20 protein-coding genes are annotated in these 21778 nt (G+C 46.8%); 14 read left to right on the forward strand and 6 right to left on the reverse strand.

Going from position 1 to position 21778, the window contains the following annotated elements:
* The first annotated feature begins 154 nt into the window (after positions 1-154).
* The 10 genes from ileS to ACOMHB_RS08890 all read left to right on the forward strand — a co-directional run bounded on the left by ileS (position 155) and on the right by ACOMHB_RS08890 (position 12334).
* Positions 155-2992, forward strand: coding sequence for an isoleucine--tRNA ligase (ileS, locus tag ACOMHB_RS08845; protein ID WP_448216329.1), 2838 nt, complete (start codon positions 155-157; stop codon positions 2990-2992).
* Between the two features lie 232 nt (positions 2993-3224).
* Positions 3225-3719: a signal peptidase II gene (gene lspA, locus ACOMHB_RS08850; protein WP_448216330.1), complete on the forward strand. Its 495-nt coding sequence runs from the start codon at positions 3225-3227 to the stop codon at positions 3717-3719.
* A gap of 96 nt (positions 3720-3815) precedes the next feature.
* A complete protein-coding gene (locus ACOMHB_RS08855; RefSeq protein WP_448216331.1) occupies positions 3816-4301 on the forward strand; it encodes an FKBP-type peptidyl-prolyl cis-trans isomerase in 486 nt (161 codons plus the stop codon).
* Positions 4298-5242 carry a 4-hydroxy-3-methylbut-2-enyl diphosphate reductase gene (gene ispH, locus ACOMHB_RS08860; protein WP_448216332.1) on the forward strand — a complete coding sequence of 315 codons (945 nt, stop codon included), beginning with the start codon at positions 4298-4300 and terminating at the stop codon, positions 5240-5242. Before ACOMHB_RS08855 ends, ispH begins: the two co-directional genes overlap by 4 nt.
* 162 nt (positions 5243-5404) lie before the next feature.
* The gene (locus ACOMHB_RS08865) at positions 5405-5992 is read left to right on the forward strand and encodes an ANTAR domain-containing response regulator (RefSeq protein ID WP_422132936.1); all 588 of its coding nucleotides are present in this window, start codon (positions 5405-5407) and stop codon (positions 5990-5992) included.
* 451 nt (positions 5993-6443) lie between these two features.
* Entirely contained in the window at positions 6444-7787 is a 1344-nt protein-coding gene (locus ACOMHB_RS08870) for a CmpA/NrtA family ABC transporter substrate-binding protein (RefSeq protein WP_448218619.1), read from the forward strand.
* A gap of 151 nt (positions 7788-7938) precedes the next feature.
* The gene (locus ACOMHB_RS08875) at positions 7939-8937 is read left to right on the forward strand and encodes an ABC transporter permease (RefSeq protein ID WP_422132937.1); all 999 of its coding nucleotides are present in this window, start codon (positions 7939-7941) and stop codon (positions 8935-8937) included.
* A gap of 18 nt (positions 8938-8955) precedes the next feature.
* Positions 8956-9825, forward strand: coding sequence for an ABC transporter ATP-binding protein (locus tag ACOMHB_RS08880; protein ID WP_422132938.1), 870 nt, complete (start codon positions 8956-8958; stop codon positions 9823-9825).
* Positions 9826-9953: 128 nt separating this feature from the next.
* The gene (locus ACOMHB_RS08885; protein ID WP_448216333.1) at positions 9954-11165 is read left to right on the forward strand and encodes an alginate export family protein; all 1212 of its coding nucleotides are present in this window, start codon (positions 9954-9956) and stop codon (positions 11163-11165) included.
* Positions 11166-11473: 308 nt separating this feature from the next.
* Entirely contained in the window at positions 11474-12334 is an 861-nt protein-coding gene (locus ACOMHB_RS08890; RefSeq protein ID WP_448216334.1) for a D-hexose-6-phosphate mutarotase, read from the forward strand.
* Positions 12335-12382: 48 nt separating this feature from the next.
* On the opposite strand, the gene ACOMHB_RS08895 is transcribed toward ACOMHB_RS08890, so the two are convergent.
* Genes ACOMHB_RS08895 through ACOMHB_RS08920 form a run of 6 tightly spaced genes read right to left on the reverse strand, consistent with a single transcriptional unit; the run spans position 12383 to position 18894 of the window.
* Positions 12383-12793, reverse strand: a complete 411-nt coding sequence (locus tag ACOMHB_RS08895) for a type IV pilin protein (protein ID WP_448216335.1) — start codon at positions 12791-12793, stop codon at positions 12383-12385.
* 13 nt (positions 12794-12806) lie between these two features.
* On the reverse strand, positions 12807-16115 hold the full coding sequence (locus tag ACOMHB_RS08900) for a pilus assembly protein (RefSeq protein WP_448216336.1): 3309 nt from the start codon (positions 16113-16115) through the stop codon (positions 12807-12809).
* Between the two features lie 28 nt (positions 16116-16143).
* Entirely contained in the window at positions 16144-16704 is a 561-nt protein-coding gene (locus tag ACOMHB_RS08905) for a hypothetical protein (RefSeq protein ID WP_448216337.1), read from the reverse strand.
* 7 nt (positions 16705-16711) lie between these two features.
* On the reverse strand, positions 16712-17668 hold the full coding sequence (locus ACOMHB_RS08910; protein ID WP_422132944.1) for a PilW family protein: 957 nt from the start codon (positions 17666-17668) through the stop codon (positions 16712-16714).
* Between the two features lie 12 nt (positions 17669-17680).
* Positions 17681-18262 (reverse strand): type IV pilus modification protein PilV, encoded by a 582-nt coding sequence (pilV, locus tag ACOMHB_RS08915; protein ID WP_448216338.1) that lies wholly within the window; start codon positions 18260-18262, stop codon positions 17681-17683.
* Positions 18262-18894, reverse strand: coding sequence for a GspH/FimT family pseudopilin (locus tag ACOMHB_RS08920; protein ID WP_448216339.1), 633 nt, complete (start codon positions 18892-18894; stop codon positions 18262-18264). Before ACOMHB_RS08920 ends, pilV (ACOMHB_RS08915) begins: the two co-directional genes overlap by 1 nt.
* A 164-nt stretch (positions 18895-19058) precedes the next feature.
* Between ACOMHB_RS08920 and ACOMHB_RS08925 the strand changes: the two genes are divergently transcribed.
* From ACOMHB_RS08925 to ACOMHB_RS08940, 4 genes are read left to right on the forward strand one after another with little or no spacing between them, the layout of a single operon-like run.
* Complete coding sequence (locus tag ACOMHB_RS08925; protein WP_448216340.1) at positions 19059-19598, forward strand: GspH/FimT family pseudopilin; 540 nt, start codon at positions 19059-19061, stop codon at positions 19596-19598.
* Between the two features lie 28 nt (positions 19599-19626).
* Positions 19627-20136, forward strand: a complete 510-nt coding sequence (pilV, locus tag ACOMHB_RS08930) for a type IV pilus modification protein PilV (protein WP_448216341.1) — start codon at positions 19627-19629, stop codon at positions 20134-20136.
* Positions 20133-21188 (forward strand): PilW family protein, encoded by a 1056-nt coding sequence (locus ACOMHB_RS08935; RefSeq protein WP_448216342.1) that lies wholly within the window; start codon positions 20133-20135, stop codon positions 21186-21188. Before pilV (ACOMHB_RS08930) ends, ACOMHB_RS08935 begins: the two co-directional genes overlap by 4 nt.
* 10 nt (positions 21189-21198) lie before the next feature.
* Positions 21199-21759 (forward strand): pilus assembly PilX family protein, encoded by a 561-nt coding sequence (locus tag ACOMHB_RS08940; protein ID WP_448216343.1) that lies wholly within the window; start codon positions 21199-21201, stop codon positions 21757-21759.
* Positions 21760-21778: the final 19 nt, after the last annotated feature.

Consider the following 21778-nt stretch of genomic DNA (forward strand, 5'->3'; position numbering starts at 1 on the left):
AGCTGTTTCACGAATACTCAGAAAAACAGCTTGTGAGAAGATTGCTGAGAAACATCGTCTGGAACTTCCGGGCGGGTTTCTTGAAACAGTTTGGGATGACGAGCTTTGGGCCTGTTTGTCTGGCCCGCAAGACGTGTGATGATGAGATCCAACTATGACCGACTATAAGCATACATTGAACTTGCCGGAGACTGATTTCCCAATGCGTGGAAATCTGGCCAAGCGTGAGCCTGAAATGCTCAAGCGCTGGTACGACGAAGCGCTTTACGAAGAGATTCGCAAGGTGTCCGAAGGTCGTGACAAGTTCATTCTGCATGATGGCCCTCCTTATGCCAATGGCGACATCCATATCGGTCACGCGGTCAATAAAATCATTAAGGACATGATCATCAAGTCCAAAACCCTGAGCGGTTTTGATGCTCCCTACGTGCCGGGCTGGGACTGCCACGGCCTGCCGATTGAACATAAAGTGGAAGGCATGTTGGGCAAGGCGGGCGATAAGGTTGATTTTAAAACCTTCCGTGCCAAGTGCCGGGAGTATGCCGCCAAGCAGGTCAATGGTCAGCGTGAAGATTTCAAACGCATGGGCATCCTGGGTAGCTGGGATAAGCCTTACCTGACCATGGACTTCCAGACCGAAGCCGACATTATCCGGGCCTTGGGTAAAATAGCCGACAACGGTCATCTGGTGAAAGGTTATAAGCCTGTTTATTGGAGTGTGGTTGGGGGGTCTGCATTGGCTGAGGCTGAAGTGGAATACCAGGAAAAAACCTCTACCCAGGTTGATGTGCGTTACGCCGTTCTGGACGAAGCTGATCTACTGTCTGCTTTTGATTTTGACAATGATGGCAAAGGTAATGAGCAGGGTGAAGGCGAAGTAGCCGTTGTTATCTGGACCACAACGCCATGGACTCTGCCATCCTCCCAGGCAGTAACACTGGGTGCAGAATTGGGTTATGCACTGATTCAGTGTCAGGTCAACGGTCAGCCTGCACGACTGATTCTGGGCGAACAGTTGGTTGAGTCTGCCATGCAACGCTACGGTATTGAAGACTACACTATCATTGCCCGTAGTCTGGGAGCCCGGCTTGAAGGCAAAAAAGTAGCCCATCCATTCTATCATCGTGAAATCCCTCTGATTCTGGGTGATCATGTCACCACCGACGCCGGTACCGGTTCTGTACATACTGCACCTGACCATGGTGTCGATGACTTTAACGTTGGTAAAAAGTACGGCATTGGCACACTGAACTATCTGGATGATGCCGGTCTCTATCGCAGTCATGTTGAACGTTTTGCCGGAGAGCATGTTTACAAGGTTGATCCAAAGGTTGTTGAAACGTTAGAAGAAAATGGTCGTCTTTTGGCTCAGGCCAAAATGGTGCACAGCTATCCACACTGCTGGAGAACCAAAACGCCCCTGATTTTCCGTGCTACACCGCAATGGTTTATCAGTATGGAAAAAGAAGGCCTGCTAAACACAGCCATGAAATCTCTGGATAATGTCAGGTTCACTCCAGACTGGGGTCGTAACCGTATGGAGTCCATGCTGGGCCAGAGCCCTGACTGGTGTATCTCTCGTCAGCGTACCTGGGGTGTGCCCATTGCTCTGTTTATTCACAAGGAAACCGAAGAGCTGCATCCTGATACCTCTGCACTCATTGAAAAAGTGGCCTTGAAAGTCGAGCAGAAAGGTATGGATGCCTGGTTTGATCTGGAGCCTGCTGATCTGTTATCAGCAGAAGATGCTGAGCAGTATGTGAAGGTGACAGACACTCTGGATGTATGGTTTGACTCCGGTGTCACCCACTACTCTGTGTTGGATCGTCGCGAAGGTTTGCAGTCCCCTGCAGATATCTACGTAGAAGGATCTGACCAGCACCGTGGCTGGTTTCAGTCTTCCCTGAAGACCGGCATTGCTACTAAAGGTGTGCCACCCTACAAGCAGCTTCTGACCCATGGCTTCACGGTGGATGCCAATGGTCGCAAGATGTCCAAGTCTTTGGGCAATGTTATCGCTCCCCAGAAGGTATTCAAGTCACTGGGTGCAGATATTTTACGTCTCTGGGTGTCTGCAACAGACTACACCGCAGAAATGACCGTGTCTGATGAAATCCTCAAGCGCACGGCAGACAGCTATCGTCGTATTCGTAATACGGCTCGTTTCCTGCTGTCTAACCTAAACGGCTTCAACCCTGAAACCGACAGTGTAGCCTGGGATGATATGCTGTCTCTTGATCGCTGGGCCGTTGACCGTGCCATGGGTCTGCAGAAGGAAGTCATTGACGCCTATGACAGCTATAACTTCCTTAATGTTTACCAGAAAGTTCATAATTTCTGCTCTCTGGATTTGGGTGGTTTCTATCTGGACATCATCAAGGATCGTCAGTATACAACCCGGTCAGATAGTCTGGCGCGTCGCAGCTGTCAGACGGCTATGTTCCATATTGTTGAAGCCTTTGCCCGGTGGATTGCTCCCATCACCAGCTTTACGGCCGATGAGATCTGGCAGTCTATTCCTGGCTCGCGCAGCAAGTCTGTTCTGCTGGAAACCTGGTATGAAGACCTGAAAAGCCTGGAAGGTGATGAATTGGGTGCAGATTACTGGAACTCTGTCATGGCCGTAAAACACGCCGTCAATAAGGCGCTTGAAGATGCTCGTAAAGAAAGTGTGATCGGTGGCGGATTGGAAGCAGAAGTGACCTTGTTTGCCAGTGATGAGCTGTTGGAAACGCTGGGCAAACTAGGCGATGAACTGCGCTTTGTCCTGATTACTTCCAAGGCTGAACTCAAGCCTCTGCCTGAAGCTGTGAAGGCTGTGGATACCGAAGTTGAGGGTTTGAAGGTTGCTGTTCGCAAGTCAGTGCATGAGAAGTGTGTTCGTTGCTGGCACCGTCGTGAAGACGTTGGCACTATTGAAGCACACACTTCACTCTGCGGGCGTTGTGTTGAAAATGTTGACGGTGAAGGTGAGGCCAGAAGGTTTGCCTGATTGATCGTCATGAATCAGAAATGCCCGATAGCGTTCGGGCATTTTTTTCATTCACTGGTGCTCTATTTTTTGACTGCATGAACAGTCAGACGGACAAGGAAAAGTCACCTTCTCCGGTTATAGACATAGAGCTTTATCTTCTATTTCGGTTTGTAACCATATCGACATTTATACGACTCGGCATAAGATTTAACTGGGACTCACTAAAACAGATTAAAAGGGCCTCAACAGTATGAGAAAAAAATCATGGGGAATGCTCCACTGGTTGTGGATAAGTGGAGTGGTTCTGATTCTGGATCAGGTGGTCAAGCATCGCATTGTGGACAGCTTATACCTTTATGAGCAGGTGCCTGTCATTCCTTCCTTTTTCTCGCTGACTCTGGCCTATAATACTGGCGCCGCATTCAGTTTTCTGAGTGATCAGGGTGGCTGGCAACGGTGGCTTTTTGTGGGGGTAGCATCCGTCGTCAGCCTGATGTTGGTCGTCTGGCTTGCCCGAATGAAGAGAGAAGAAAGTTGGCAGGCCTGCTCAATGGCTCTGATACTGGGAGGTGCACTGGGCAATCTTTATGATCGAGTCATGAATGGTTACGTGGTGGATTTTCTGCTGGTGTATCATGACGGTTGGTATTTCCCGTCCTTCAACCTGGCGGATATGGCCATAACCTCCGGTGCAGCCATGTTGGTTCTGGATATCTTCCGGCCTCAGCATAACAGTCATAGCTGAGATTATGCTGGACTATGGGGCGCCTGGAGTCTTTAAGATGGCGGCAATCGTTGTCTGTGTATGAATGGATTTTTCGAAAGCGGGTATAGAAAAACAATGTCTGATGTTGTGGTAGGACCGGGAAGGCAGGTAACACTGCACTTTGCCCTGAAACTGGAAGACGGGCAGGTGGTAGACAGTAATTTTGATGGCCAGCCTGCTACATTTGTCGTGGGGGATGGGAACCTGCCTCAGGGTTTTGAGCAGGTGATTTATGGCTTGTCCGAGGGTGACCAGGGCAGCTTCAGAATCCCACCCGTCGGTGCTTTTGGTATGCCAAATCCCGAGAACATCAGGGAGTTTACCAGAGACACATTCTCTGATGATATGGAGTTGCAGGTAGGTTTAGTCGTTTCTTTTGCTGATGCCGCCAACTCTGAGCTGGCTGGCGTCATCACCGGTTTGACAGAGAGCCATGTTGAAGTGGACTTTAATCATCCACTGGCGGGTAAAGAACTGTTGTTTGAAGTGAAGGTTCTGAATATCACTCAAGCGATTCATACACCAGAAACTCATACACCAGACAAGAGCGCAGAGGCATGAAAATCAAGCTGGCAAATCCCCGGGGATTCTGTGCAGGCGTTGACCGGGCTATCGACATCGTAAACCGGGCTCTGGATGTTTTTGAGCCTCCTGTTTATGTGCGTCACGAAGTCGTTCACAACAAGTTTGTGGTAGAAAACCTCAAACAGCGTGGTGCCATATTTGTCGAGGAGCTCCATCAGATACCGGATGATTCTATTGTTATTTTCAGTGCTCACGGTGTCTCCAAAGCGGTCGAAACAGAGGCTGCGCGTCGTGGTTTGAAAGTCTTTGATGCCTCTTGTCCTCTGGTCAAAAAAGTCCATATGGAAGTTGTGCGTTACTCCCGGGATAGTATGGAGTGTATTCTGATTGGTCACGATGGACACCCTGAGGTGGAAGGTACCATGGGCCAGTACGACGACTCTAAAGGCGGGAAGATGTACCTCGTTGAAACAGAAGACGATGTTCGGAAACTGACAGTGAAAGATCCGAAACATCTTGCTTATGTTACACAGACGACACTGTCTATGGATGATACCGCCAGGGTGATTGATGCACTGAGGGTCAAGTTCCCTGAAATTAATGGGCCGCGCAAAGACGATATCTGCTACGCCACTCAAAATCGTCAAGATGCCGTGAGGGCTCTGGCATCCGAATGCGATGCAGTCTTTGTGGTAGGTTCGGTGAACAGTTCTAACTCCAACCGCCTTAGAGAATTAGCCGAAAGAACAGGCGCATCAGCTTATCTTGTTGACGGAGCCCAGGATATTCAGCCTGAATGGTTGGAAGGCAAACAGAGTCTGGGCATTACCGCAGGCGCTTCAGCCCCTGAAGTGCTGGTAAAAGGTGTCATCAATCGGTTGATTGAATTAGGCGCCGAAGAGCCCGAAGAACTGGAAGGGGAACAAGAGAATATTGTTTTTAGCATGCCCAAAGAGCTCCGGATGGTAGAAGTCTGACACATCCAATTGGTCAGGCATCAGGCATTTGCATCGATTTCGTTTCCGGAACAGCTGGCTGGTTCTGAATGCTAAACCCGTTCCTCAATGCTCTGGTACAGCCCTTGCTTAAAAATAGCCTGTGAATAGTTATCTTTTCAGGGATATAGAGTGTTACAGGCTATGGATTCAGTGTTGTTGATTGGAGACCGTTCGGCTCGACTGTCTGTTTTAAACCAGGCACTGAATGAGTTTGGCTACCAAGTCATTAAACGACAGGGGCAGAATGAGGACCTGCTGACCCTTGTGCCCGACCTCTCGCCCGATATTCTGGTGATTGGTCTGGATAAGCCTGCCCCCTCACTTCTGGAAAAGCTGGCTCTGATCAACAAGACCTCTCCACTCCCTGTCGTAATGTTTGTAGAGCAAACCACTGACAACATCGTCCAGCAAGCCACACGATCCGGCGTTAATGCCTATATCGTGGCTGATCTGCAGCCTCAGCGCCTCAAAACCATTATTGATGTGGCCGTTGCCCGTTTTCAGGAATACCAGTCATTGAAAGATGAGCTGGAGCGGACCCGGAGTCGTCTGGAAGATCGAAAGTTACTGGACAAGGCCAAGGGGTTGCTGATGTCCAGACAGGGGATCAGTGAAGACCGGGCTTATAAAAAGTTAAGAAAGATGGCTATGGATAACGGTAAAACTCTGGCAGCTGTGGCCAGAAATGTTATTGATGTTTTCAACATGCTGGAAGAAAAAGCGTCATGATCGGAAGATTGCTCGTTGTTGGTGCGCAATTTCAGTGTCGTGCACCAAACCGAAATAACAATGAAACAAAATTGAAAAAAGATCAGAGTTAGAGGCCGAAATTAGTTGGCACGAAGAATGCTTTAACTCAGCTACAACAATAAAAAATGTTTCTGCCAAGGGCGGCAGGAGCAGGCATTCGCAACAAAGACGTTGTGAAAGAGAGCAAAGGCGCTCATCGCTATCCGGAAAAATTTCCAGGTAGCGGTGGGCGCCTTTTTTTTTACATGGATGTACCGAACCCCTGAAATGCGTGATGACAAGGTGATGGAGCGATGTATGAGCCAGAGCCGAAAAGGCATTTCAGGGGGCGGTGCAGAATAATAAATCTTTAGGTAGCAGGGCAGTGAGCTATCAGTAGAGATATTTGGAGTGACAAATGAAGTGGTTCAGACCCTTTAAGTCGGTGGCAATGAGTGCCCTGATTAGCGTCAGTGGTCTTGTGTCAATGCAGGTAAATGCCGAGTTGGGTTATCCAGAAAAAGAAGAACTGAGGTTTGGTTTTATCAAACTGACGGACATGGCACCTATAGCCATTGCGTACGAAAAAGGCTACTTCGAAGATGAAGGCTTGTACGTCACCATAGAAGCTCAGGCAAACTGGAAAGTATTGCTCGATGGCGTCATCGATGGACGGCTCGATGGCGCGCACATGCTGGCCGGTCAGCCTATTGCTGCGACCATGGGTTATGGTACAAAAGCGGAAATCATCACTCCGTTTTCCATGGATCTGAACGGTAATGGTATCACTGTTTCCAATGAAATCTGGAAACAGATGAAACCGAATATTCCCAAACGGGCAGACGGCAAGCCTCAGCATCCTATCAAGGCGGATGCTCTGAAACCCGTTGTTGAAAAGTACAAAGACGACGGCAAACCATTCAACATGGGTATGGTCTTCCCGGTCTCCACACACAACTATGAATTAAGATATTGGTTGGCAGCGGGTGGCATTCACCCCGGATATTATGCTCCGCACAAGGGGGATACCTCAGGTCAGATTAATGCTGACGCACTGCTATCGGTGACTCCGCCACCTCAGATGCCAGCCACTATGGAGGCGGGTACTATCTATGGTTACTGTGTAGGTGAGCCCTGGAACCAGCAGGCTGTCTTCAAAAACATCGGTGTTCCTGTTGTAACGGATTACGAAATCTGGAAAGACAATCCGGAAAAAGTGTTCGGTATTACCAAAGCCTTTGCCGAAAAATATCCCAACACCACTATTCGTCTGACTCGCGCACTGATCCGTGCTGCCAAATGGCTGGATGAAAACAACAACGCCAACCGTCCTGAGGCTGTGAAAATACTTTCCCAGTCCAATTATGTAGGTGCTGACTACGACGTGATTGCCAACAGCATGACCGGTACTTTCGAATATGAGAAAGGTGACAAACGTGAAGTACCTGATTTCAACGTCTTCTTCCGTTACAACGCTACTTATCCCTACTACTCTGATGCGATCTGGTATCTGACCCAGATGCGTCGCTGGGGACAGATTTCTGAAGATAAACCCGATTCATGGTACGTCGACATTGCCAAGAAAGTTTATCGCCCGGATATCTATGAAGCAGCTGCCAGGTCCCTGATCGAAGACAAATTGGCCAAGGTTAGCGACTTCCCGAACTTTGCAGAAGAAGACGGGTTCAGAAATCCACAGACCCACTTTATTGACGGCATCGTCTACAACGGCAAGAAGCCTAATGAGTACATCAACAAGTTCAGTATTGGTCTGAAGCAGGGCGACAAGATTTGATTTTGTTGTGAATGGATCAGCCTTGTGGTTGATCCATTCAAGCTCGGGCTGATGATTTTGAAAATACAGCCCCATCACGATTTGTGCACTGTTTTATGTTCTGGGATGGGCTGAATTTTCCGCTCAAGGCTGTTTGGGGGAGAGAACCAACATGACAACTGAAACTGCGTTGGCCAATAACAATACTAACAAGCCAATTATTTCTGAAAATCTTAAAACAACAATAATAATAACTTTTAAAACCCTGTTGATTCCTTTTGCCGGCATCCTGGTCTTTCTGATGATTTGGTCAGGGGTCGCCAGCAAAATTGATACATCACTGGGCCAATTTCCCGGACCCTCGGCAGTCTGGGAGCAAATGGGGTCGCTCTATGAAGAACACAGCGCCGAACGATTCAAAGAGCAGGCCTTCTATGAGCGACAAGAGAAGCGTATCGAAGCCAGACTGGCCAAGGACCCGGATTACGTACCCAAAATTCGTGCCTACACCGGTAAAGAAACGTTTCTGGACCAGATCTTCACCAGCCTTATCACTGTGCTGAGTGGATTTGTCCTGGCAGCAGTCATCGCCATACCCCTGGGGATTGCCATAGGACTGAATAAAACCCTGAATGCGGCAGTGAATCCTGTTATTCAGATTTTTAAACCGGTTTCTCCCCTGGCTTGGCTACCTTTGGTGACCATGGTCGTCAGTGCTGTGTATGTCAGTCCTGACCCTTTGGTAGCCAAGTCCTTTTTAAATTCCATGATTACCGTCACGCTCTGTTGTCTGTGGCCCATGGTAATCAACACTTCAGTGGGCGTTTCTTCCATTGAGAAGGATCTGGTGAATGTCAGCCGTGTGCTGAGACTGCCAGCCCTGAAGCATGTGCAGAAAATTGTTCTGCCCGCTTCCATACCGATGATTTTCACCGGTATGAGATTGTCGTTAGGGGTTGCCTGGATGGTTCTGATCGCTGCGGAAATGTTGGCTCAGAACCCCGGTCTTGGAAAGTTCGTCTGGGATGAGTTCCAGAATGGCAGCTCCAACTCTCTGGCCCGGATTATGGTGGCCGTTATCGTCATCGGGTTTATCGGTTTTCTGCTGGATCGCACCATGCTTCAGCTGCAGCGCTTTGTCTCCTGGGACAAGGCCGGCATAGTCAGTTAATTCACGGAGGTGACGGACATGAACTCTCAAAAAGCAGCGGGCACTCTATTAGATATAAGCCACATCGACATGGTGTTTGATACACCAAAAGGACCTTTCACGGCACTCAAAGGCGTGGACCTGAAGATCAGTAAAGGAGAATTTGTTTCGCTGATTGGTCATTCGGGGTGTGGTAAGTCAACCGTATTGAACATTGTTGCCGGGCTTTACCAGGCCACTACCGGGGGTGTAGTCCTTAACGGTAAGGAGGTCAGGGAACCGGGACCGGAAAGAGCCGTGGTGTTCCAGAATCATTCTCTGCTGCCCTGGCTGACAGCCTATCAGAACGTTGAACTGGCGGTTAAGCAGGTATTTGGACGCTCAAAAAGCAAGTCTGAAACAAAAGAATGGATAGAGCACAACCTGGAATTGGTGCACATGGAGCATGCCATGCACAAGCGACCTGATGAAATTTCCGGAGGTATGAAGCAGCGTGTCGGCATTGCCAGGGCACTCTCCATGCAGCCGGAAATTTTGTTGATGGATGAACCCTTCGGTGCTCTTGATGCCCTGACCCGGGCTCATATGCAGGACTCTTTGATGGAGATCCAGCAGGAGCTGAATAACACCGTCATCATGATTACCCATGATGTGGATGAAGCCGTACTGCTCTCGGATCGTATCGTCATGATGACCAATGGGCCAGAAGCCACTATTGGCGAAATTCTTGACATCAATCTGGAACGTCCCAGAGATCGTCTGGCTCTGGCAGAAGACCTTGAGTATACCCGCCTGCGCTCTGAAGTATTGAAGTTCCTCTATGAGAAACAGCGCAAGGTGGAAAACATCAGCAAGCATAAAAAGAAAAAAGAAGCTTCCAGCAGTAAGGAAAGCTTTCAGGCCGCGTAGTATCCGGGGGGATATAACGCAGCTCAATCAACAATAACAACAATAAATCAGCAATGAGCGAGAAAAATAATTTTTTGTCGTCCATGCGATAAAAGGCTTTTCACAACAAAAAAACGGAGTTTAAGTCCTTGAAACACACAAAGGTAACATTACTGGCAGCGGCTATTGCGGGGGCAGCTGCTGTCTCAACAACTCAGGTTCAGGCTGACGAATTTATAGAAGCGCTTACCGGCGGAGAGGCGTATGGTGACTTCAGGCTCAGATACGAGAGTGTTAATCAGGACAATACCCTTAAAGATGGCAAAGCACTGACCCTTCGCTCTCGACTGGGATACAAGACAGGGGATTACTACGGTTTCTCTGGCCTTTTGGAATTTGAAGATTCAAGGTCTATAGCGGGTATCGAAGATTACAATGATGCGGTTGGCAATGGTGCTGACTATTCCGTGATTGCTGATCCTGAAGTGACTGAAGTCGATCAGGCATTTATTCAATATAAAATGGAAGGGCTGACAGCCAGGCTCGGAAGACAGGTTATCGCTTATGATAATCAACGTTTTGTTGGGCATGTGGGCTGGCGACAGGATCGACAAACCTTTAATGCATTCAGCGCTGATTATATGCCGGTTGAAGGACTGTCACTGAAATACGCCTACATCAACAAACGCAACCGGATTTTTGCGGAAGAAAAGGATCTGAGATCCAAGGATCATTTGCTCAATGCTTCTTATGCCACACCCTTAGGAAAACTGACCGGCTATGCATACTTGCTTGAGTTGGATGATGATACCGACAACAGTAGGGATACCTACGGCGTGAGACTTTCAGGTTCCACAGATGTCAGTGACCTGAAACTCCTCTACACCGGAGAGTTTGCCACTCAGGAGTACGAATCAGGTTCAGATAAATACGATGCCAATTTCTACTTTGTCGAGGGTGGAGTAGCGATATTCGGTATTACCACCAAAGTGGGTTATGAAGTTCTGGGCTCCGATGGTGGCAATTATGGCTTCTCGACGCCACTGGCTACTGCTCATAAGTTCAATGGTTGGGCGGATCAGTTCCTGAGCACTCCTGCTCAGGGTCTTAAAGATCTTTATGCCACAGTTGGTGGCAAGCTGTTTGGTGGTAAGTGGTCGGCCACCTATCACGATTTCAGTGCTGATGAAGAGACCTCCACTATTGAAGATCTGGGTAAAGAGATCGACCTGGTCTACAGCAAGAAGTTTGGTAAGCACTATAACGCGGGTGTGAAATATGCCACCTATACTGCAGGCGATGATGCTGCTGGTAAGGTAGATACCGATAAACTCTGGTTGTGGGTGGGTTTAAGTTTCTGATAATAACGAAAAGGGAAGCCTGAGCTTCCCTTTCATAAAATAGTTATTGATCCCACATTCAATCCAGCGTATCGGATGTCCAAAATACGATATTTATCGTCTACTTACCCAATTCTCTATCTGAAGTTTTGATACTCTTTCATAGTCTTGTAAATTTTTGGTTGCCACAATAAGTCCAGACTGACCGCATACCCTGCTATCAGTGTATCTGCAGGTATAGATGTAAATGCATGTGTCGATGAGGTGTCTGATCATGTCACAGAAATGTGGGTCTGTTATTTTGGTGTTACAACTCAGGAAGTTTCGCTATGACTTTTCAAACGAATTCTGCTTTCAAACCCAGAATGATAGGCGCTGTGCCTGTTCTTGAAATCGACAACCCTTTTGCCAAAGCTATGATTTCCCTGCAGGGAGGGCAGGTTTTAAGTTATCAGCCAAAAGGTCAGGAGAAGGTCCTCTGGATGAGCCCATTGGCAGACATGCTTGAGGGAAAAGCGATTCGTGGTGGCGTGCCCGTTTGCTGGCCATGGTTTGGTCCTCGACAGGAAGGAGGCCCCAATCACGGTTTTGCCCGTACAGAGCTTTGGAAATTTGAGTTGACTGACACGCTGGAGACTGGCGAGACTCGAGTTGTTTTGTCATTACCCATTGACAGTATTCCGGAATGGGATGGTAAAGCAGGCCTGACTATAGAGATTATTGTTGGCAAAACACTAAGAATCAGTCTGACCACGAGAAACACTGGAGCAGGAAAAGTTGAAATCAGTCAGGCGTTGCATACTTATTTCACCGTATCAAACACGGACCTGATCTGGATTGAAGGACTGGATGGCAAGCGTTACCTGGATGAGACCGACGACAGCAGAGCCTGCATTCAGGAAGGGGATGTGATCATTCAGGGTGAAGTCGACAGAACCTATATTGATGATAGCGAAGCCTGCATCCTTCACGATCCTGGTTTGGGAAGAAAAATCACCATCAAAAAATCCGGCAGCAACGGCACAGTCGTCTGGAACCCGGGACCTGTTCGGGCAGAAAAAATGCATGATGTGCCTACTTTTGATCATAAGTCTATGGTTTGTGTGGAAACGATAACGTTGCCCCAGGTTTCTGTTGGGCTGGAACCGGGGGGGAGTCATGTTATGGTGGCTGAGATTTTTGTGGGGTGATTGTTTTTTTTGGAATGGAGCCCTCAGGTTTAGAGGGCTTTTTCAGAATTAGTTATCCCAGTTTGCGTTTCTTCTACCCAGTGAATCAAGCGTCAGGTTTCCATCAGCGGCCTGTGCACCTTGGGGTATGGCAGTCAGTGTGTATCCATTTTGACAGCCACCCACAGCACAGGCGGCAGAAACAGAATACCACCCATCCTCAGTCATAAATGGACTAGTGGCATGGCCAAGTGCCGTCATATCGGTTGTATAGACTTTATTGTCTAAAAAAAACTGCTCCTGTTGACCTGCTGCTTGCAACAAAGCCGTTTGACCTTCTGATCTTCTTCCATCGGTGAGAAAGGCTTGATAACTGGGAAATGCTATTGCAGCCAAAACGCCTACGATTGCAACTACAATCATAAGTTCTATTAGTGTAAAGCCATTATATCTGTTCATTGTATTTTGATTATTGATCATAGTGAGTGCTTCTTTACTGCTGCTCTACCCAACCGTAACGGTATAATCCTATTTCGCTTGGGATACCATTATATCCGGTATTTAAGTCAACAAGATTTTTTCCGGCACCCGGTGAAAAGATAGTGGCATCACCGGGTGTACCGATGACGGATAAGGCTGTTTTTCTGACCCAGCTATCATCTTCTTGTCGGATTGCACTGGCAGTGTGTAAATTTAGAACATAAAAATAACTACTCCCTACACCAGGAGTACAAATATTAGCTCCGGGATTGCTGGATGGTGAGTAGGTACTGAATAGAAGCTGTCCTCCATACACTTGTCCCGTTGTTGTTGTTTTCTCTCCAGTAGATTCAAGCTGAATATACCAACCATAGGAGCCTGCCAGTTGACTCAGAGCCTCCTGCTGCTCAATAGCTGTGCCTGTCTGAATGGTATTGGCTGTTGCATTATACAAATCGGAATGCCTTATTGTTGCTGGAGGCGTGGTGCACCCATTGCAGTCTCCGGACTTGTAGTAACGATAAAACAGGTTTTTATCTCTGAGAACATAATAGTGATCAAGATTTGTTTCTGTAAGTGGGTTGGCACGGTTACCAGTTCCAAGAACGACAGCATCATAGGCTGTGCCTCTATGAACAGTTCTAACTATCTCAGGCTGATACATAAACCTCTTGTCATCAGTTGAATCGGGTGAAGGCTTAAAGCTCGAGGCATCAGCTCCCAGCTCTGCAAATTTAAAGATTGACCAGATCGCCAGTTCATCACCCTCATCATTGTAGTCTTTTCCGATATCAATTCGGAAAACATTCCCTCCTGAATCAGGTACATAAACCCTGTCAACCAGACCATCACCATTGCTGTCGAGGACTGCGGGTGGGGAAGGTACACTCCATTTTAAATCACTGTATTCAAAACGGGTTGCGTCGTTGTCATTGGTATCATCTGTATCGGGTGCAGTGAACGACTTTATAAGGCTGCCGGTTGCAGCATCAACAAAGTAAATGCCACGACCTCTGGTTGAGTAATAGCGTTCATATCTGGTCTCACCATTTGAGTCGACAATTTCCTCTCCTGTGCGATCATCATCTTTACCGTTAATTTCGTCACCGTCGTATCCTGCGCCAATAGCTAATGCGTATTTATAATATATGGTTTTTGCAGCTGTACTTCCGGAAACTGTCTCTTCCACGAATCGGTGGCCAGGTAAGATAACAGGTACTGGAGGTGCCCAGCTTTGGCCCATTTCTTCAAAGCCAGGGGTTGAATTATCAATTCTCCACAAGAGTATTGGAGGGGCTTCCGGGTCAGTCACATCAATAGCATAGTAACTTGTACCTCCTCGCCTCATGCCAAAGAACAGGATCATTCGGTCTTTGTCAGTTTTCTTGATGCTACCGTCGTTGTTTACATCAAGACGCAATAAACTTATCTGACCATCCAGTCCGTAAGGGTGAGGTACATCATCAAGATTTTCATAGAGTGACGGAACGATAGGAGCACTTTCTTTGGCAAAGAATGACCAATTTTCTCTGACAGTATTTCCTTGATCTTCTATAAAATGGAGCTGACCAAAGTTGGTACCAAACACTATTCGTATATCAGGATTGGTTTGTGTATAGGCATTGGTTCTCGCTCCATAGTTCAATGTTACAGGTCTGGAGTGGAGAATATCTCCTAATACCCACTCTCTGTTAGATCCACTGGCATCACTTCCACCCTTTAGCCAGCTTATCAGATTTTGCGCGCTATAGGTCTTGCCTGAAGCAATGTTAAAACTTGAAGCGGGAATGTTATCAAGAGAGCTAATTTGCTCGGAGCCATCGGAGTCAGCAATATTTGTATAGAATGTACCCCGGCTGGTGAGCAGTTGTTCACCCAGACCACCACTTTCCACCTGATCACCATCATTGATTGTTCCCCAGTAGGTAGAAGCGCCATCATCAATTTGACTGGAACCTTCTTTCAAAGCCTGATCACATCCACGATCAACGACAGTGCCCACGTCATAGTCATCGCCATTTCCACATCCGGGAGTTTCTGTCTGGGACTTGAAAACTTTCAGTTTTTTGATGTTACCCGTCCAGCGAGATGATTCTGAAGGCAGGAACATCGAATAATAGGCGTTATCAAGAGTTTCTGTTCTATTAAAGCTGTTAACAGCGACAGCGGGTGAAACAAATGTACTGCTTCGTTTCAAAATTTCTTTGATTGCTCCTTGAAAAGCCGAGGCTATATCATCAACGGCTATACAGCCAGATTCTGAGTCTGTATTACTTCCAACGGTAGTGTAACAAACACCATTGCCCTCTCTGGCAGTGTCATAGAGTAAGCTTTGGTCTGTAGCAAAACCAATAGTATAAGTGTAAGCTTTCTGACTACCTGTAGATGAGTTTCCGTCTAAGCCTGATTCTCCTGGATTGGCGAGATACTTTGCAAGTTTAGGTAAACAGTTCTCATGGTCGTTTCCTTGATAATCTTTATAGACATCACAGCTCCCGATTCGATCTGTCCCATTGATTCTCAAATTTTTTATAGCATTGTTTCTGGAACCGTCCTGCGAAGGTTCTCCATCAGTCATGTAGATAACATACAAATTCTGGCAGCTTCTGATAGGAGAAATGTAATTGCCGTTGGACTCTACTGAGGTATCTCTATTTGAAGAGTTTTGGCCAAAATAAATAGATCCCCCGGTAAGGTATCGATAAACCTCATAAAAAGCATCACAGAGCGGGGTCCATGTCTCAGGTTGAATGCTTCCTATTAAATTGACCAAATTCTGAGTTTGGCTTGAGTTACGTTCTCTTACACCACTATATATGTTTCCACCATAGTTGCCAATAGAGCCAGTACTTGAATTAAAAACAGATAGACCAAAATCGATTTCGGTGTTTTCATTGATCAAGTCCTTAATAGCTTCACGAGCGAGATCAATTTTTTTATTATTAGGATGATTGTACCAGTTAAGAAAATTTCCTTTGCAAGAGTAAGCCCAATACCAATATGAATCTGCTTCGTAGCCATTACACTGAGTTTGATCAACCTCACTTATTGGTATCCAGTCTTCCACCGTATAGTATTGTTCGGGGTTAGAATATCCATGGTCTGGATATATGACTGAAGAGTCAAATGGTACTTTGTTATCCATACTTCCTGAATTATCAAAAATGACAAGCACTTGAGGGCGTTCATTATTATTTATGTTGCCGCCAATAAATATATCAGTGTCATCAGCACCAGCAGTGAAACTCAGCAGCAAAGAACTCAGGATTGTGATTTTTCTCACTATAGAAGATATGTACTTCTTGGTTTTAAAGAGGATCATGCGTCTAATACTTTTATTTTAATTTGACCTAGTTTGACTGAAAGTTGTCACCTACCGTGACAGTACGACCTTCATCAAGGCCAAATGTTGAGCCGCTTTGGTCGCCCAGTAATCCCTTGTAGCTATTCATCGCAATCGAAGTTCGAATCCCGGACTGCTCCCTTTCAGCTTCCAGACGATAATATTCAACCGAATAATTACCAACGCCGCTGGCATCTTCTTTTCTGGGAGTATTTGCAGTTGTTGTTAGATAATTAGCAGAGGTATCAGAAGCAGTATTGCAACGATGATTCTGGATTTCAGCGCTGGTTGAGCCCGCAGGCGCTTCCGTTGGATTATAAGTATTTTTGGGGCTTTCTCCGGGACACTGATTTGGCGTTAATTGATCCATACCGAGTGCATTGACTTCATTCAATTCTCCTTGAGCTTGATTAAATGTCAGCGTTTTAAGTTCCGCATTAGCCAACTTCCTCGGTGACAGGTTCGAATAGTTTACAGAGGTGACAGCCACTGCAGTCAGCATAAGCAGGAATAATAGTGAGGTAAGCAGAATCATACCTTTTTGCGACAATGAATAACTTCTATGCATGGGTAAATTACCTGTATGCCTGATTGTATAGGTAGACAGTGGTACTGGCTAAGATACGGTGACGGTTGTCATTAGGTGCTGCAACAGTGATATCCCCCATCAAATAAGAACGTGTATCTTGATAGCCCGGATCATTGTCACTCGTGGTAAGAATATAAATGGTGGCTGAAATAACACTATTCCATTGATCTGCAGTCCAATTTTGTGTATTGGTCGGTACACCAACATACCGATTTACCTGACCATCCTCGTTATCGTCAATACCTAAAACTACCCTCATGCTTTCTACATTGTTTGCAACAGTATCTGTGACAAGGCTATCGTTGATGAGTCTTGTCAACTGAAGATTGTTGTTAAAAAGATAAAAAAGACTGAACTGATATTCCCTGATTATTTCGTCTTCCGGAGTCGCAGGTGGATTAGTTCCTCTGAAGAGTTGGCCTTGTTGAGTATTGGAAAAAATATAATTGGTGTTTGCCTGAAGCTGGTTGACGCCATTGGCAGGATCGAACTCCAGTGCCGGGCCTACTGCACCTTTGAATAAAATCCAGTCAGACGGAGAGCCGGCATTTACGGTGTAATTCCCAACTTGGCCAACTGCACATCCAAGAATATCGGCAGAGGAACGACCTGCAAGAAAAGGGGTCAGCGAGTTATAAACAGCACCGAGGTTATCACAGTCACTATTTGCGGGGTTTATAGAAAGGCCGTTGGTATCCAGACTTCCTATTCCAAGACCGTTGCCGTATCCAGCTGATCTCAGGTGTTTTGATATTACCGTAAGAGCCGTTCTACTGTTGTCATTAAGATCAACTCTCTGATTACTGTCTCTTTGTATTGTGAATGTATTGATATATAAAATACCAACACCTGCTAAAAGAAAAAGAGATAGCGTCATGGCTACCATGATTTCTATCAGGGATAAGCCAGATTGGTTATGGAGCGAATTTAGTTGGCTTCTCATGAGCACTATCCCTTAGCTTATAGTTGTATCAACAACCATCAATCTGCGTAAATCATTTGCATTGCCGCCGTTATAATTTGGACTATTTGTGCCACAGGTCTGCGCAGCATTACTATCCGCTCTCTGAAACTTGCCTCTCCAGGCAATCACAAGAGTGACATCATCATCGTTGTTGACTGTTATACAGGCTGTGGGAGAAATAAGACCACCTGCGTCGTTATTGTTCAGTTGTATAGAGCTACCGAAAAGATAGGTGCTCCACTCCCAGAGGTCATAGGCTGCAAGTTGAGCGGGAGTGCAGTCGGAATTGTTCTGATTGCAGAGTGTTCCCGGCTGGTTCAAGGCGGCAGCAATATTGCCCTGGTAGTTAGCAAGTCCTTGGGGATTGGCAGTCATTCTGGCCAGAAGGTCGTTTGTGAGCTGAAGGGCTATTGATCTTTGCTGTACTTCCTGAACATTCTTCTGGGATTCACTGACCAGACCGGCAACACCAAGAAGGCCCACAGAGATAATGATTAATGCCACTAAGGTTTCAATCATAGTGAAACCTTTTTTCTGATGCTTGCTGTTGCCTCTTCCCTGATAAGTTGTCATCACTTTGGTCCCTCACTAACAGTAATTGCGCCGCCTGCTGATATATTTATGTTTACTTCGTTGTCTGAGTCATTGTGGTTGACGACAATAGCTGTGTTATTAATCGTTAAGCCTCTTGGGTCAAAGGTGTAGCTTGCTGAATTGTTAGTAATATTTGTAGAGCCCACGAGAGCGGGTAACTCTTGGATAGCGGCGCCATTAGCAGAAACACTTGCTCCTCCAAGCCAACTATTGACTGGTGTAACAACGACAGGAATTCCGCGGCTAATGGCTTCAGAACGAGCAAAACTAAGAATACTGGCAATATCCTGACCATGGGAGCGAACTCGATTATTAGCAATGGACGATTGCATGGATGGAAACGCAACAGTCGCCAATATGGCCACAATGGCTAATGTGATCATCAGCTCCACCAGTGTGAAGCCATTCGTCTTGGTTTTGGGCTGAACATCCATGAAAAAGCATTTCTTCTTGTATTTATTTTTCTTCTTTTCGCAAGCCGCAGGTAGTGTGATGATCCCTGCATGGCCGAGTTGAACACAATGTTTTTCCAGTTGGCAGTAGATACCGATAAGCGGTATTTCATCTGGATGAGCTGTTATAAGTACCTGCCACTTTACGTCCAGCCGCAATCTTTTATCCCTGAAAACCAAGCGGTTTTTGCCATTGGTCGGTTGAAGCGATCTTGCTATCCGAGTTTCTTACAGTGCTTCTACGGTTTGATATCAGAGACAACTAAAGTGCAGTTAAACGATGAGAAACCTTCTTCCCAAAGTATCGAAGCAGAGAACTGATTATGGTGTTCGGGTCGGGCCAAAAATGGAAAAGCAGGGCAGGGATGACGCTTCCTGAAATGCTGGTCACACTGTCTGTTTTTGCGATTCTTATCACTGTTGCAGCTCCCTCTTTCAAAGATGTACTGGCAGATCGTCGTGTTGCTGCTAATACCCAGACACTGTTCGGCAGTACGTTGCTGGCCCGAAGTGAGGCGATTAAACGACGAAGTCCTGTTTCGATTTGCAAGTCCAGTAATGGGTCTGGGTGTGATAACTCACTGACGAACTGGAGCACAGGGTGGCTGGTGTTTGCAGATGAAGATGCTGATGGTGCTCTCGACTCGGAAGATCAGTTAATCAGGGTCTTTGGAGAAACGGATAATCTGATTTCCATACAGTGGAATAATGGCAACACGCTGGGTTTTAACCCTCATGGACAAGCCCGGCTGGCAGGTACATTTACTCTTTGCGAAGCCAATTCGAGTGGCTTTGAAGTCAGGCAGATAGTTCTGAGTCTCACCGGGAGAGCAAGGGTGTCAGAGTCGGGAACCTGCAACTGAATAGACTGTGAAATCTACTGAGGTGCGTATGAAAGGAAGTACACGCAACCTGATCAACCAGCTGTATCAGAAGGGTATTGGCCTGATCGAGGTCATGGTGGCTCTGCTGGTGATCTCCGTCGGTGTGTTGGGCATGGCTGGCCTGCAAACCAAAAGCCTCCAGCATAACCAGTTGGCTTATCTCCGCTCCCAGGCTGTCATTGTTGTCAACGATATGATGGATCGTATTCGTGCGAATAAAACAGTCGCAGCTACGGGCAGTGATTACATTACTTTGGAAACAGAGCATGTTGCCGCTGCCTGTACGACTCAGGAATTTATTAATAGCTGTGAATCTGCAACCTGCAGTGAGTCACAGTTAGCAACCTATGATGTTCAGCAATGGAAATTTCAGCTGGCCTGTCAGCTACCCGATGCTACAGGCTCTATTGCCATAGAAGATACTTCCTCAGGCCGTGTTTATGTCATCACTCTGAAATTCAATGATTCCCGAAGTGCCCAGGCAGCACGTGAAGTGGTGTTGAGGAGTGCACTATGAATAGAGAGGGGGTGAAGCAGGCAGGGTTATCACTGGTAGAGATGATGGTCGCCCTGCTGTTGGGGTTGATTCTTATCGCGGGTATTGGACACCTTTTTTTGAGTGCCAATCGCACTTACATGCTACAGGATGAACTTTCCCGTATTCAGGAAAATGCGCGCTTTGCCATTGATTTGATGGCGCGGGACATTCGCATGGCTGGTTCTACAGGATGCCCTGTCAGTGCAGATCTTGCCAATGCCCTATTTACCAGCACGGATGATCGCACCTGGATGGCACACTTTGATAAGGGCATTCTGGGTGTCCCCCAGGCCAATCATTCCTCAGTCGACAGCAATGCTATTTCAGAGAGTGTTGTCATTCACAGGATTGATCAGGAAAGCGGGCTGAGTGTTATCAGTCACAATACCTCAACGGCCAGAATGACGCTGGCGGCTCCTCATAGTTTTAATTCGGGAGATCTTCTGGTTGCGGTTCGCTCTGACTGTCAGGGGGTCTCCGTTTTTCGTGCCGGAGCCAATACCAGTGGCTCAACGGTCTCTCACGAATCAGCTTCCAGTGGCAACTTGTATAACTGCACCAGCCAATTGGGTGGAAGCTATAACTGTCTGACATCCGCTGCGGACGCCAAAGCTGAGAGTCATACCGGTTCACAGGTTTTTCCTCTGTCTTCTGTCGTTTACTACCTCCGGGACAGTAACGGTGTCCCGAATCTCTATCGCAGGTTTGCCGGAGAAACTTCCTCTGGAGCGATTAATTCAGCTGAAGCGCTTCTTGAAGGTGTAGAAGGTTTAAGTCTGCTTTATGGCTATGACAGTGATGACGATGGCATTGCCAATCAATATCGAACCGCTTCAGAGATAGGGTTGTTCAGTCTTGATTGGCAAAGTGTGACCAGCGTTCGTATGGAGATGCTGTTTAGAAGTTTTCAGGAGGTGACGGACACCCCTCAGTCCTATTTTTTTGCCGGAAACCGCATAACACCCTCGGATAATTTTTTACGTCGATCTTTTGTGATCACTATGGAGTTGCGGAATCGAATTCCGCAGTGAGGATCGTTCAATGAAAAGCACAATGAAGTCTCAGCAGGGAAGCGTTTTAATGGTCAGTCTGGTGCTGCTATTGATTCTCACAGTAGCCGGTATTACTTCGATCAGGTTGACCAGCCTGGAAGAGAAAATGACCGGTAACTTTCGAAATGAACAATTAGCCTTTCACTCTGCAGAAGTGGCAGTGCTCGAAGCTGAAAATTACATTGCCAATTCCGTTTTTTCCCTTTCCAGTTTTAATTCAGGCTGCAGCAATGGGCTTTGTTTCAGTGGCACTGAAATTACCGATGCAGGAACCTGTGAAAATGGCAGTGACAGGCCCTGGGAAGATGAGTCTGTCTGGTCTTCCTCTTCAAGACATCGAACGACGGTCATTAATCTGGAAGGTATATCTGCTCAGGCTAAATACATCGTTGAGTTCCGGTGCTATCTACCCAAGGAAAGTGATGGCCCTGTCCCCGACCCGGGCAGTTTTACTGACTGGGCGCAGTTTTATCGGATTACCGTATTGGCAACGGGTGGTTCTACAGATGCCCGGGTCATGCTGCAGACTACTTATAAAAAAAATGACTAGCAGAGGCTATAGCTCAAGG

The organism is Endozoicomonas sp. 2B-B (assembly GCF_053470045.1).

Bases quoted from the DNA above. Each gene is read 5' to 3' on its own strand.
- ACOMHB_RS08895 (WP_448216335.1), bottom strand. From the start codon at position 12,793: ATGATCAATAATCAAAATACAATGAACAGATATAATGGCTTTACACTA.
- ACOMHB_RS08855 (WP_448216331.1), top strand. From the start codon at position 3,816: ATGTCTGATGTTGTGGTAGGACCGGGAAGGCAGGTAACACTGCACTTT.
- pilV (WP_448216338.1), bottom strand. From the start codon at position 18,262: ATGACAACTTATCAGGGAAGAGGCAACAGCAAGCATCAGAAAAAAGGT.
- ACOMHB_RS08935 (WP_448216342.1), top strand. From the start codon at position 20,133: ATGAATAGAGAGGGGGTGAAGCAGGCAGGGTTATCACTGGTAGAGATG.
- ACOMHB_RS08880 (WP_422132938.1), top strand. From the start codon at position 8,956: ATGAACTCTCAAAAAGCAGCGGGCACTCTATTAGATATAAGCCACATC.
- ACOMHB_RS08905 (WP_448216337.1), bottom strand. From the start codon at position 16,704: ATGCATAGAAGTTATTCATTGTCGCAAAAAGGTATGATTCTGCTTACC.
- ACOMHB_RS08890 (WP_448216334.1), top strand. From the start codon at position 11,474: ATGACTTTTCAAACGAATTCTGCTTTCAAACCCAGAATGATAGGCGCT.
- ileS (WP_448216329.1), top strand. From the start codon at position 155: ATGACCGACTATAAGCATACATTGAACTTGCCGGAGACTGATTTCCCA.
- ACOMHB_RS08940 (WP_448216343.1), top strand. From the start codon at position 21,199: ATGAAAAGCACAATGAAGTCTCAGCAGGGAAGCGTTTTAATGGTCAGT.
- ACOMHB_RS08865 (WP_422132936.1), top strand. From the start codon at position 5,405: ATGGATTCAGTGTTGTTGATTGGAGACCGTTCGGCTCGACTGTCTGTT.
- lspA (WP_448216330.1), top strand. From the start codon at position 3,225: ATGAGAAAAAAATCATGGGGAATGCTCCACTGGTTGTGGATAAGTGGA.
- ACOMHB_RS08925 (WP_448216340.1), top strand. From the start codon at position 19,059: ATGGTGTTCGGGTCGGGCCAAAAATGGAAAAGCAGGGCAGGGATGACG.
- ispH (WP_448216332.1), top strand. From the start codon at position 4,298: ATGAAAATCAAGCTGGCAAATCCCCGGGGATTCTGTGCAGGCGTTGAC.
- ACOMHB_RS08870 (WP_448218619.1), top strand. From the start codon at position 6,444: ATGAGTGCCCTGATTAGCGTCAGTGGTCTTGTGTCAATGCAGGTAAAT.
- pilV (WP_448216341.1), top strand. From the start codon at position 19,627: ATGAAAGGAAGTACACGCAACCTGATCAACCAGCTGTATCAGAAGGGT.
- ACOMHB_RS08910 (WP_422132944.1), bottom strand. From the start codon at position 17,668: ATGAGAAGCCAACTAAATTCGCTCCATAACCAATCTGGCTTATCCCTG.
- ACOMHB_RS08900 (WP_448216336.1), bottom strand. From the start codon at position 16,115: ATGATCCTCTTTAAAACCAAGAAGTACATATCTTCTATAGTGAGAAAA.
- ACOMHB_RS08875 (WP_422132937.1), top strand. From the start codon at position 7,939: ATGACAACTGAAACTGCGTTGGCCAATAACAATACTAACAAGCCAATT.